Source organism: Candidatus Polarisedimenticolia bacterium, assembly GCA_036001465.1.
In the GTDB taxonomy this organism is placed as follows: Bacteria; Acidobacteriota; Polarisedimenticolia; order Gp22-AA2; family Gp22-AA2; genus Gp22-AA3.
This window is the reverse complement of record DASYUH010000037.1, coordinates 1-12385: the sequence shown is the minus strand read 5'-3', so window position 1 is coordinate 12385 and position 12385 is coordinate 1. Positions and strand designations below refer to the sequence as shown.

General features: G+C 70.1%; 8 protein-coding genes. 6 read left to right on the top strand and 2 right to left on the bottom strand.

Translation table 11 applies throughout. The annotated features are described in order from the left end of the window. Positions 1-99 precede the first annotated feature (99 nt). Positions 100-432 carry a carboxymuconolactone decarboxylase family protein gene (locus VGV60_07420; GenBank protein ID HEV8701085.1) on the bottom strand — a complete coding sequence of 111 codons (333 nt, stop codon included), beginning with the start codon at positions 430-432 and terminating at the stop codon, positions 100-102. 200 nt (positions 433-632) lie between these two features. On the opposite strand from VGV60_07420, the gene VGV60_07415 reads away from it, so the two are divergent. From VGV60_07415 to VGV60_07390, 6 genes are all read left to right on the top strand, one after another. Then, positions 633-1646, top strand: coding sequence for an AraC family transcriptional regulator (locus VGV60_07415; GenBank protein HEV8701084.1), 1014 nt, complete (start codon positions 633-635; stop codon positions 1644-1646). A gap of 77 nt (positions 1647-1723) precedes the next feature. Then, positions 1724-2053: a PadR family transcriptional regulator gene (locus VGV60_07410; protein HEV8701083.1), complete on the top strand. Its 330-nt coding sequence runs from the start codon at positions 1724-1726 to the stop codon at positions 2051-2053. A 34-nt stretch (positions 2054-2087) separates the two neighbouring features. Then, positions 2088-4796, top strand: coding sequence for an ABC transporter permease (locus tag VGV60_07405; GenBank protein HEV8701082.1), 2709 nt, complete (start codon positions 2088-2090; stop codon positions 4794-4796). Between the two features lie 254 nt (positions 4797-5050). Further along, on the top strand, positions 5051-6436 hold the full coding sequence (locus tag VGV60_07400) for a DUF6600 domain-containing protein (protein HEV8701081.1): 1386 nt from the start codon (positions 5051-5053) through the stop codon (positions 6434-6436). A gap of 305 nt (positions 6437-6741) precedes the next feature. Next, a complete protein-coding gene (locus VGV60_07395) occupies positions 6742-8025 on the top strand; it encodes a DUF6600 domain-containing protein (GenBank protein HEV8701080.1) in 1284 nt (427 codons plus the stop codon). Positions 8026-8182: 157 nt separating this feature from the next. Continuing rightward, positions 8183-9430: a hypothetical protein gene (locus tag VGV60_07390; GenBank protein ID HEV8701079.1), complete on the top strand. Its 1248-nt coding sequence runs from the start codon at positions 8183-8185 to the stop codon at positions 9428-9430. Between the two features lie 63 nt (positions 9431-9493). On the opposite strand, the gene VGV60_07385 is transcribed toward VGV60_07390, so the two are convergent. Then, the gene (locus VGV60_07385; protein HEV8701078.1) at positions 9494-12019 is read right to left on the bottom strand and encodes an ABC transporter permease; all 2526 of its coding nucleotides are present in this window, start codon (positions 12017-12019) and stop codon (positions 9494-9496) included. Between the last annotated feature and the right edge of the window lie 366 nt (positions 12020-12385).

Genomic DNA, 12385 nt, shown 5'->3' with positions numbered 1-12385 from the left:
GGCGCCAGAATAGCGCCGCGATACCACGCGGCGCAAGCGTGCCGGGGGGGCGACCGGGCGGCGCCTGACCGCGACTTCGCGGGGTTCATGGCTCGGCGATCACTGCTGGTCGAAGAATTTCAGCGCCATCGCGCCGTGGGTCGCGGCGCCTCCGGCCCGCAACGCCGCCGCGAGGAAGGCGGACTCGACGATCTCCTCGCGGGTCGCGCCGGCGGACCGGGCGGCCTTGGCGTGGACCTCGATGCAGTACGGGCACTGGGTCGTGCAGGCGACCGCCAGCGCGATCAGCTCGCGGTGCTTCTTCGGGATCGCCCCGTCGGCGCGCCCGACGATGTTGTCGAGGCCGATCCAGGCCTCGAACTCCGCCGGGGCCAGCTTGCGCATGTCCCTCAAGAGACGAAGGTCCGCGGCGTCGTGATAGTGCTCGCTCATTGTCATTCCTCCTGTCCGGTTGACCGGCCTGGGCCGGGTGGATGTCCACCCGGTCATCGGCGATGACTATGCCGCACGAGTGCGGGGATTGCATTGCCCGGGCGTCTGGTTCTCTTGCCCGCGACGCGGTAGCATGTGCGTCATTTGCCCGGGAGTCCGGCGGAGTTGTCCGGGCGTCGCATGCCGCGAAGAGGGACCCCGTGGATATCCTGTCGGAAGTCCTGAAGATCGTGACGCTCGAAGGGGCGATGTTCTACAACGCCGAGTTCTCGGCCCCGTGGGGATTCCGCGAGCCGCCCTCGCACGAGATGGCCCCCTACCTCTCGCCGGCGGGGGCGCACGTGATCATCTTCCATCTCTTGACCGAGGGCCGCGGCATCGCGATGGTGGAACACGGAGAGCGGACGCCGCTGGTGGCGGGCGACATCGTGGTCTTTCCCCATGGCGATCCGCACGTCATGGAGAACGGCTCGCCGGCCAGCAGACAGGACAACGGGAAGGAGCTCCAGCGCATGTTTTCCCAGGGGCTCAAGCTCTCCCGCCAGGGGGGCGGCGGAGAGGTGACGCGGTTCGTCTGCGGGTACATGGCCTGCGACCCGCGGATGAGCCGGCTCGTGCTGGCGGGATTGCCCCCGATGTTCAAGGTCAACATCAGGGACGACGCGTCCGGCCGCTTCATCGAGCAGTCGATCCGGTTCTCGGTGGACGAGGCCGGAGGGGCGCGGCCCGGCGGAGAGGCGGTCCTCGCGAAGCTGTCGGAGGTCCTGTTCGTGGAGACGCTGCGGCGCTACGTCGCGCAGTGGCCCGAAGGGAGGGCCGGATGGCTCGCGGGGGCCCGCGACCCCGAGGTCGGCAAGGCGCTCGCGTTGATGCACCGGCGACCGGCGCACCCGTGGACGCTGGCGGCCCTCGCGAAGGAATCGGGGGTCTCCCGCTCGGTGCTGGCCGAGCGGTTCCGCCATTTCATGAAGGCCCCGCCCATGACCTACCTGACGGGCTGGCGCCTGCAGCTCGGCGCGCGCCTGCTCGGCTCGACCAGCCAGAGCGTCGCCCAGGTCGCGGCCGCGGTGGGCTACGAATCGGAGCCGGCGTTCAACCGGGCCTTCAAGCGCGCGTTCGGCGCGCCCCCCGCGAGGTTCCGCAGGCAGTCCAAGTCCTCCGCGGCGCCCCCGCGGGCCGCGAAGCCCCGCGGGCGTCCCCCCGGACGAGGCTGAACGGACCGAGCCACCCACTTGACGCGGGATCCCTGTCTGCGTAATATGTGGCTATGATACATATCGACCACCGCATCATGGACCGCGAATTGAAGAAGGGCAGCGCCGAGCTCATGATCCTTGCGCTCCTCGAGGCGAGGCCCCGGCACGGCTATGAAATCGGCAAGCTGATCGAAGCGCGTTCGGGCGGCGCCCTGAGATTCCATGTCGCGTCGCTCTATCCGCTCCTCTACCGGCTCGCGGGGCGCGGCTGGATCGAAGGCCGCTGGGTCGAAAGGCCCGGGCAGCGGCGGCGGCGCTATTACAAATTGACGTCTCGAGGCAGGAAAGTGCTCGCGGCGCAGCGCAGCACCTGGGAGTCCTTCGTGGCGGCGATCCATCGCGTCACCCGGCCCGAACGAGCCTGACCGGGCCGACGGGACCGCATGGGCCTGACTGAGCATGCCTGACTGGAACGAGGACATCCGACGGCGGCTGGCGACGCTCACGCTGGAGCCGACGCGCGAGATGGAGATCGTCGAGGAGCTGGCGCAGCATCTCGATGATCGCTATCACGAACTGCGGGCCGGAGGCGCGACGCAAGCGGACGCCTCGCGCGCCGCGCTCGCCGAGCTGAGCGAAGGCGGATGGCTGGCGCGTGAGCTGCGACGCGTCGAGCGGCAGGTGGCCGCGGAGCCCGTCGTGCCGGGGGCCGGCAGGAGACACTGGATCGGGGATCTCTGGCGGGACCTGCGATACGGCCTGCGCACGCTGCTCAGGCAGCCGGTCTTCACGGGAGTGGCGGCGCTGGCGCTCGCGCTGGGGATCGGCGGCAACACGGCGATCTTCAGCCTGGTGAACGCCATCCTGCTGCGCCAGCTGCCGTTCCGGAATCCGGAGCAGCTGGTGTGGGTCTCCGTGCGCCGCCCCGAACCGGGCCAGTTCCCGTTCACGCTCCCGGATTTCATCGACTATCGGGATCAGAACCGGGGGCTGGACGGGATCGCCGCCTTCGCCAACTGGAGCGCCAATCTCACCGATCGCGGCGACCCCGAGCGCCTGCAGGGGCTGCGGATATCGGCCAACGCCTTCCTGATGCTGGGGGTCGAGGCCGTGGTCGGTCGCGCTCTGCTGCCCGCCGATGACACGCCGGGGCAGGAGCGCGTCGTGGTCTTGAGCGATGGCCTCTGGAAACGGCGCTTCGGCGCCGATCCGCAGATGGTGGGAAAGCCGCTGACCCTCAATGGCGCCAGCTACACCGTGGTCGGGGTCCTGCCGCCGCAGTTCTTCTTTCCGATCAAGGAGGCCGAGCTGGCGATTCCGCTGGCTCCCGATGCCGACCCGTGGCGGGACGTGCGCACGTCGGTGCATTTCCTGCGCGGGCTGGCGCGATTGAAGCCGGGGGTCACGCGCGAGCAGGCGGAGGCGGATTTGACCGCCGTGGCGCAGCGGCTCCGGCGGCAGTATCCGGTCGCCAATGCGCGGAAGGTGGGGGTGACGCTCGGCCCGCTGTACGAGGAGGTGGTGGGCGGCTTCCGCCTCGCGTTGTGGGTGCTGCTCGGAGCGGTCGGGGTGGTGCTCTTGATCACCTGCGTGAACCTGGCCAACCTGGCGCTGGCGCGGGCCGTGGCGCGGCACCGGGAGATGGCCATCCGCACCGCGCTGGGCGCCACGCGCTGGCGCCTGGTCCAGCAGCTGGCGACCGAGAGCCTGCTGCTCGCCGGCCTGGGGGGCGCGGCCGGGCTTCTGCTGGCCTCCTATGGCATCGACCTGCTGCTCGCGCTCAGCCCGGCGAACCTGCCGCGCGCCGCCGAAGTCGGCGTGGACTTCCGCGTGCTGGGCTTCACGCTGGCCCTTTCGCTCCTGGCCGGATTGATCTTCGGCCTGGCCCCGGCCTGGCAGGCCACGCGCGTGAGCCTCAACGACGAGCTCAAGGAAAGCGGGCGCGGCGGAGCGGGCGGCGCGCGGCAGAGCCGGGCGCGGGGCCTGCTGGTCGTCTCGGAAATCGCGCTCTCCCTGGTGCTGCTGGTCGGCGCGGGCCTGCTCGTCAAGAGCTTCCTCCGGCTGCAGGGGGTCCATCCCGGCTTCGACGCGGAGAACGTCCTGGTCGTCCGGCTCTCCCTGCCGAAGGGGCGATACCCCGACCGCGCCGCCGCGGCCGCGTTCCATGACAGGCTGCGGCCGCGGCTGGAGAGCCTGCCCGGCGTCGAAACCGTGGGGGTCGTCTCCGCGCTGCCTTTGAGCGGCACGATGGCGAGCATTCCCTTCACCATCGAGGGGCGCGCCACGGCACAGGACGAAGCCCCGCGGGCGGACTACCGCATGGTCAGCGCCGGCTATTTCCGCGCCCTCAGGATTCCGCTGCTCGCGGGACGGGCATTCAACGAGCGCGACACGTCGCAGGCCCCCAGCGTGGCGCTCATCAGCCAGAAGCTCGCCCACCGGTACTGGCCGGACGGGAACCCGGTCGGCGCGCATCTGCGGATCGACGACAACGATCAAGGCCCCCGACCGGTCGAGATCGTGGGCGTGGTCGGGGATGTGCAGCACCTGAGCCTCGACGTCGAGCCGGCGCCGCACATCTACCTGCCCCTGCATCAGGCCCACGAGGATGCCGTGGTCTGGTTGACCGGCAATCAATACTGGCTGCTCCGGACGGCGGTCGATCCGTTGACGCTGTCGGCTGCGGCGCGCCGCGAGATCCAGGCGGTCGACCGGGACGTGCCGGCCTCGAGCATCCGCACGATGGAGCAATACCTGGCCGCCTCGGTCGCTCCACGACGGTTCAATCTGTGGCTGCTGACCGTGTTCGCGGGGGCGGCGCTGGTGCTCGCCGGCACGGGACTCTTCGGGGTGATCTCCTGCGGCGTGGCGCAGCGCACGCGCGAGATCGGCATCCGCGTGGCGCTGGGCGCCCAGGCCGGTGACGTGTTGCGGCTGGTCATCGGACAGGGGATGTCGATGACGCTCGGCGGCATCGCACTCGGCCTCCTGGCGGCTTTCGGGCTGACGCGCCTGATGAAGAGCCTGCTCTTCGGCGTCAGCGCCACCGACCCGCTGACATTCCTCGTGACCGCCGGGCTGCTGACTTTCGTCGCGCTCCTGGCTTGCTGGATCCCGGCGCGGCGAGCGCTGAACGTGGATCCGATGGTGGCCCTGCGCGAGGAATGAGCCGCCAGGATGAGGACGGCTCCAGCCGAGCGCGCCGGAACCGACGACCTTCCGGGACGAGCGTCCACACGAGTGGACGAGATGGGTCCACGCAACCCGATGCTCCACGATGGCCATGTGTGCGCGAAGTGTTGGCGATGAACGACTAGCGTCGACGCGACGCGATGTGGCACGGACATTGCCATAGTAATTCCCTGCGGCCGCCATCATCGCGATCACTCGCAGCTTCGGGCCGCACATCGGGAGGTGTATTCATGATCCGATCATGGAGAGTCCTCTGCGTCATCGTGACGGCCGCGCTGCTTTCGGCCTGTGTCACGGTCGGGTCTTCGGGCGAGTACGAATATTCTTCGAGGAGCGACGTCTCGACCGGAGTCTCGTTCGACTTGTTCTATTCCAACCTCAGTCCGCACGGATCCTGGCTGGTCTCGGCCGAATACGGGCGGGTCTGGCAGCCGAACGAGTACGACCGCGGCTGGAACCCCTACTATGACGGACGGTGGGTCTACACCGACTTCGGGTGGACCTGGGTCTCGGACTATTCGTGGGGCGCGATCCCGTACCACTACGGGACCTGGTATGTCGACGCCAACTACGGGTGGGTCTGGGTTCCGGGCACTGTGTGGGCGCCATCGTGGGTCGTGTTCCGCACCGGACCGGACTACATCGGCTGGTGTCCGGTGCCTCCGCGCTACACCGTGACCGCCTCGTTCCGCTTCGACGAGCCGCGCAGCGATCTGTTCGTGTTCGTCTCGTCGCGCGACTTCCTGTCGCCGCGAATCCGGACGGCGGTCGTCCCGGACAACCGGAGGACCACGATCATCAACAACACGCAGATCGTCAACAACATCACGATCGAGAACAACATCGTGGTGAACCGCGGCCCGGACGTCGCGACGGTCGAGAGGGCGAGCGGACGCCAGGTGCGGCGCTACCGGATCGAAGAGGTCGCGAAGGTCGCGCCGGGCAGAACGGTCGACCGCGAGCAGCTCAAGGTCGATCGGCGAGGCGGGCGGGAGCTCCGCGCCACCGAGCCGGTGACGAGGGACACGCCCTCCGGGCCGAAGGCGTCCGGGCGCGAGGACCGCGTGGACCCGCGCGACGCGGCCGAATCGCGGCGGGACGACAGACGGCCAGGCAGGCCGGAGGTCAGGGACCGGGACAAGGACCGCGAGATGGATCCTGAGGATCAGCGCGGACCCGAGATGCGGGCCCCCGCATCCGGTCCGGAAGGTCCGCGGCCGAGGTCGGAGGAGCCGGAGCGTTCACCGGATCGTCCCGATCGAGAGCCGGGACGACCGGATGCCCGGCCGCGCAACCCGCGGCAGGACAGGCCGGAACAGGACCGGCCGGGACAGGCGCGGCCAGGACAGGACCGGCCGGACCAGCGAGACCGAGACAAGAAGCACGACGAATGGCTGCATCCGCGGGATTCCGGACCGGGAGGCAGGCCGACGGTTGACACGCCGGATCAGCAGAACCAGGACGAGGCAAGGAAGCCGCCCAAGCAGAAGCGGCCTCCCCGGGACGAACGGAAGCAGAAGCAGGAACAGAAGAAACAGAAGGAGAAGGAGCACAAGCCCGAGGAGGACAAGCCTCCGCAAGAGGATAGCGACGACGGCGGTGGCGCTCGCCGCTGAAGACGCGCCATCGCAGTCGCCGATCGCGGCCGGGCTTCGGCAGAACAGTCGGGGCCCGGCTTTTTCGATCCAGGGGGGGCGCTGCTCGCGCCAGAATAGACGATCGATCGGCGCGACCGTCCCCGGGAGTGGACGAGACCAGCCGGGGCCCTCGCATCCTGGCTGGGCCGGAAAGCGCGGCCGAACTGGTGGCGCTGAACGACTAGCGGCGATTCGACGCCATGTGGCACGGACATTGCCATAGGGAACACCCGCGGCCCCAAAGCGCGCACGCAGCGTCGGGCCGCAGATGGGGAGGTACTCACATGGTCAGGTCATCGAGATGGCTGTCGGCAGGCGTCCTCGTCGCTCTGCTTGCGGGCTGCCTGATGATTCCAACCAGGGCCGAGGCGTCGACGAGCGTCTCCTTCGGGTTCTTCTACTCCAACCTCAGCCCCTACGGATCGTGGCTGGTGTCGGCCGAATACGGGCGGGTCTGGCAACCGTACGACTACGAGCGCGACTGGAATCCTTACTACGACGGCCGGTGGGTCTATTCGGACTACGGGTGGACCTGGGTCTCGGACTATCGGTGGGGATCGATTCCCTATCACTATGGAACCTGGTACCTCGACCCCTACTACGGCTGGGTCTGGGTGCCCGGCACCATCTGGGCGCCGTCGTGGGTCGTGTTCCGCACCGGACCGGACTACATCGGCTGGTGCCCGGTGCCTCCACGTTACTCCATCGGCGTGTCGTTCCGGTTCGGCTCGCCGCGCTACGACCAGTTCGTCTTCGTGTCGTCGCGCGATTTCGCGTCCCGTCGCATCCGCGGGGCAGCCATCCGCGACAACCGGCGGAGCGTGATCATCAACAACACGCGGATCGTCAACAACATCCGAATCGAGAACAACGTCGTCGTGAACCGCGGCCCGGACGTCCGATGGATCGAGAGAGCGAGCGGGCGCCAGGTGCGGCGCTACCGGATCGAGGAGGTCGCGAAAGCAGCTCCGGACAGGGACTTCGACCGCGCGCAGTTCCGCGTCGACCGGCGCGCCTCGCGGGGGCTCCGCGTCACCGAGCCGATCCCGAAGGGAAGACCGCTCCCCTCGCGCGAGTCGGCCCGCGACCACTGGCGAGACGATCGCCGGGCCGACCCGAGGGCGGACCGGCTGGATGACCGGCGCGACTCGACCGAGTCGCGGCGGGAGAGCCGGTACCGCAGGCCCGAGGCCAGGGACCGAGAGGACCAGCGCAGGCCCGGCTTGCGGGACTCCTCGTCCGGCCCGGAAGGAAGGGCGCCCATGCGGGAGCACGATCGTTCCTTCGATCGTGACCGCCGCGATTCCGTCCAGCAGCCACGCGAATACCGGCCGGACAGGACGGGGCAGGACAGGCCCGACGTGAGAGAGCGAGACCGGGACAGAGACAGGCGTGTCGTGCGGGAACGGCGCGAGGACAGGAAGCCACAGCTCAGGGATCGGTCTCCGCGGGAAGAGCAGAGACAGCGCCAGGAGCGGCCGCGCCGTGAGGATCGGCAGCGCGACCAGAGAAAGGAAAGGCCCAGGGAACACAAGCCCGAGCAGGACAAGCCGCCGCACGGCGACTGAAACAAGGATTGAAGCCGACGCCGGGCCCCGGCCCCACAGCCGGGGCCCGGTCTTTTTCGGGAGTCCGTCCGACGCGCCGCGCAACGGTGGGCTTGCCACCCGCGTCGCGCGCGCTGGTCATGCCGTGATGCAACAGGTCCGGGGTAGTATGCACCGCGTGGCGAACCGGAAAGGCTCTCGACTCGATGCGCTCGCGGACGATTACGTCCGGCTGGTCCTGGCGGTGGAGCGGCACGATCGACACTTCATTGATTGCTATTTCGGTCCGCCGGCCTGGCGGGTGGAGGCGCGGCGAGGGAAACCCAGGCCGCTCCCCCGCCTCCTGAGCCAGGCAGGGACGCTGCGGGACGCCGTCAGGGCCGAGCCCGTGTCCGAGCGCCGCGAGTTCCTGGAACGGCAGATCGTGGCCGTCGAGTCGGGACTCCGCCGGCTCTCCGGCGAGCGCCTGGCGTGGCCCGAGCTGCTCTCGACCCAGCTCGACGCGGAGCCCGTCCCGTTCCGCGCGTCCGAAATCCGGGTCCTGCACGACCGCCTCGAGACGATTCTGCCGGGGCGTGGACGGATCGCCGACAGGATGGGCCGTTTCTATCGCCGCTGTGCCGTACGGCCCTCGCGCCTGTGGGGCGTGGCCCTCGACTGTCTGCGGCTCCTGCGCGCCCGCACGGATGCCTGTTTCGCGCTTCCCCCGAACGAGGGCGTCCGCCTCCGCCTGGTCCGCGGGAAGCCATGGGGCGCGTACTCCAGGTATCTCGGGGGCGGTCGCAGCCTCGTCGAGCTCAACGCCGATCGGCCGCAGCACCCCGCGGGGCTTCTGGCGACGATGGCTCACGAGGCCTATCCGGGGCACCATACGTTCCTGGCGCTGCGCGAGCAGGTGCTGGTGCGGGAGAACGGCTGGCGGGAGCATGCCGTGCTCGTCCTGGCCTCGCCGCTCTCCGTCGTGGCCGAAGGGGCGGCCTGCATGGCGCTCCGCGTGATCATGGCGGAGCCGGACATCCGCGAATTCCTGCGGCGCATCTTCGCGACCGAAACCGGCGCATCCGGCAGGGACGTGGAGACCTATCTGGCCGTGGACTCCGCGATCGGGCTCGGACGAGACGAGGTCACTCTGGCGATGGAGGCCGGGCGACGAGCGCTGGAGGAAGGGGCGACGTCCCGGGAGATCATCCGCTTCATGACCCGCGGCGGAGTCAGCCCCGCCAACGCGCGCAGCCTGGTCCCGTTCATCCGGACCTACGGCGCCTACATCTGTTCGTATCGGCTCGGCATGGACCTCATGGAGAGGTACCTCGGCGACGGTCCCGACCGGATCCGGAGGTACGGCGAGGTGCTACGCCGCCCCTTCACGCCGGCTGCTCTGAGACGGGCGGCCAAGCGTCCCGAGCCCCGATCCGGCTCATCGTAACGGAGGCGGACCGGGATTGAGCAGCGGTCCGGATGATTGCAGGGCAGGCGTCCACGCCTCGCGCTACTCGCTCCGGAGCGCCGCCATCGGGTCGATGCGCGTGGCGCGGCGGGCCGGGACCCAGCAGGCCAGGAGCGCGACGGCGGCGAGCAGCAGCGCCACTCCGGCGAAGGTCGCCGGGTCGGCCGCGTCGACCTGGTACAGGCCGCTCGCGATGAGGCGCGTCAGCCCCCACGCGCCGGCGACCCCCAGAGCGAGACCGATCCCGACGAGCCAGACCCCCTGACCGACGACCAGGCGCAGCACGTCGCGCGGGCGGGCGCCGAGGGCCATGCGCAGGCCGATCTCCCCGGTGCGCCGGTCGACCGAATAGGCCATGACACCGTAGAGGCCGAGCGCCGCGAGCAACAGGCCCAGGGCGGCGAGCGTCCCCATCAGGACGGCGCTGAAGCGTTCGGCGATCAGGACGTCGGAGATCGACTCGGGCATCGGCATGACGCCCGCGACCGGCTGGTCGGCGTCGACGGCGTGCACCGCGGCGCGGACGGCGGCTGCGAGGCTCGCCGGGTCGGCGTTCGCGAGCCCGGCCGGATCGCCCGCCGCGGCGCCGCCCGGCCTGCCAGCGGGATCGCCGCCGGCGCGCACGACCAGGTTCAGCGGCAGGCTGACCGGCACGGGGAACGCCTGCTGCGCGTACGGCAGGTACCAGACCGGCCGGACGCCGCGGAAATTGAACCGGTCCTCCTTGATGTCCTTGACGACGCCGACGACGGTCATCCAGGGGCCGCGCTCCCCCGTCCTGATGCGGCGCAGGCGCTTGCCGATCGGGTCCTCCCCCGGCCACGACTGGCGGACCAGCTCCTCGCTGACGACGGCCACGGGCAGGGCGCCGTCGCGGTCGCGCGCGTCGAGCATGCGCCCCTTGAGGAGCGTCAGGCCGATCGTCTCCATGTAGCCCGGAGTGACCAGGCGGTGGGCGGTGACCGGCACGTCGGACGGATTGGCGCGCGGGCGCCCTTCGACCTCGAAGACCGAGTCGAGGGTCACGCCGCGCTGCAGCGGCACGTTGGTCGTCATCCCGGCAGACCCGACTCCGGGGAGCGAGCGGACGCGCTCGAGCACCTGGTCCATGAACTGGACCTGCCGCGCGAGCCCGTCGTATTTCGCGGGGGAAAGCGGCAGCTCCATCGTCAGGACGCCGTCCGGGCGGAACCCGAGCTCGACCCTCTGCAGCCTCTGGAACGACTGCACCACGAGGCCGCCGCCGACCAGCAGGGTCGTGGCGATGGCCATCTCCGCGACGACCAGGGTCCCGAGCGAGCGGCGGCCCGCCGTCCCGGCGCCGGCGCGCTGCTCGCGGCGCTTCAGGACGGCCATCAGGCCGGCCGAGCCGGCCGCCCGCAGTGCCGGGACCAGCCCGAAGATCCCCGCCGCCACGAGCGTGAGGGACAGTGAGAAGAGCAGCACCGGCCCGTCGATCCGGAATTCGTTGAGATACGGGATGAGAACGAAGGCCCGCACCGGGTTGAGCGTCGTCAGGGCAGGCAGGATCCAGAACGCCAGGAGGACGCCGGCGGCGCCGCCGATCATCGCCAGGAGCAGGCTCTCGGTGAGGAGCTGCCTGACCAGCCGCCCGCGCCCCGCCCCCAGCGACAGGCGGACGGCGATCTCCCCCTCGCGCGCCACGCCCCGCGCCAAGAGAAGCCCGGCCACGTTGGCGCAGCAGATGAGAAGCAGGAACCCGACCGCCACGACCAGGACCACCAGCGAGCGGTGCGTTCTCCCGTCCAGGTCGGCGAGCAGCAACTGGCGGATCGGGATGATCCCGAACGACCAGCCGCGCCGGATCTGCGGATGCTCTTGCTCGAGCCGCCGGGCGAGCCCCTTCAGCTCGGCGTCCGCCTGCGCGAGCGCCACCCCCGGCTTCAGGCGCCCCACGAACTCGTTGGCCGTCGCCGCCCGCTGGTCGATCGGCAGCGCGCCGATGCTGACCTGCATCGGCACCCAGACCTCCGCCGAGTATGGCATGTCGAACCCCGGCGGCAGCACGCCCACGATGGAGTGGGTGCGCCCCTCGAGGTTCAGCGACCGCCCGAGCACCGAGCTGTCCCCGCCCAGGCGCCTTTGCCACAGTTCGTGGCCGACCAGCGCCACCGCCGGCCCGCCGGGCCGGTCGTCCTCGTCGGCGAACACGCGCCCCAGCGCCGGCTTCACCCCGACCGTCGCCAGGTACGAGGCGGTCACCGTCGCCCCGCGAAGACGCTCGGGCTCCCCCCAGCCGACCAAGTTGAAGAGGCGCGGCGTCCCCACCCCGCTGTTCGCGAACGAGCGGCTCTCGGTGCGATAGAGGTCGTACTCCAGCAGGGACGTCCCGAACGGGTCGAACCCTTCGCGCAGCGCCATCCCGAACACCAACCGGTCCGGGTCCTCGATCGGCAGCGGCCGGAGCAGGAGCGCGTTCACCGCGCTGAAAATTGCCGTGTTCGCCCCGATCCCGAGCGCCAGCGTGAGCACCGCGACCAGCGCGAACCCCGGCCGCGCGCGCAGCATGCGCCACCCGTAGCGCAGGTCCTGCCAGAAGTTGTCCATCAAGGCCTCCTACCCTGGAAAACGTCCGGGCTGAAGAAACGAACCGGCAGGGGTGAACCGGCGAAACCAGTCAGTATTTCAAGGGGCGTGCCAGTCATTGAGCGCCCTGGATCCCCGGCAATGTCCGGTATGGAGGGGGCCAACGGAAAGCCGGGCGGCCCACCCTGTGCGGTCCCGGGATTGTCCGTCCCGGATGCGGGATGGACGTGCGTCCCCCGCCCGCCCGTCGTCACTCGCCGAAAAACAACGGCTCCAGGTCCTCCTCCGGCACGAACCTGCAGGCCTGCCGGAAGATCGCCCGCAGCGTACCCGCCGCCAGCTCCCGATGCAGCGGTACCGTGAGCGTCTGACGCAGCCCCTCGGGAG

Excerpts from the sequence above, each read along its gene's own strand:
- VGV60_07420 (HEV8701085.1), bottom strand. The coding sequence starts at position 432 with ATGAGCGAGCACTATCACGACGCCGCGGACCTTCGTCTCTTGAGGGAC.
- VGV60_07410 (HEV8701083.1), top strand. The coding sequence starts at position 1,724 with ATGGACCGCGAATTGAAGAAGGGCAGCGCCGAGCTCATGATCCTTGCG.
- VGV60_07405 (HEV8701082.1), top strand. The coding sequence starts at position 2,088 with ATGCCTGACTGGAACGAGGACATCCGACGGCGGCTGGCGACGCTCACG.
- VGV60_07400 (HEV8701081.1), top strand. The coding sequence starts at position 5,051 with ATGATCCGATCATGGAGAGTCCTCTGCGTCATCGTGACGGCCGCGCTG.
- VGV60_07395 (HEV8701080.1), top strand. The coding sequence starts at position 6,742 with ATGGTCAGGTCATCGAGATGGCTGTCGGCAGGCGTCCTCGTCGCTCTG.
- VGV60_07385 (HEV8701078.1), bottom strand. The coding sequence starts at position 12,019 with ATGGACAACTTCTGGCAGGACCTGCGCTACGGGTGGCGCATGCTGCGC.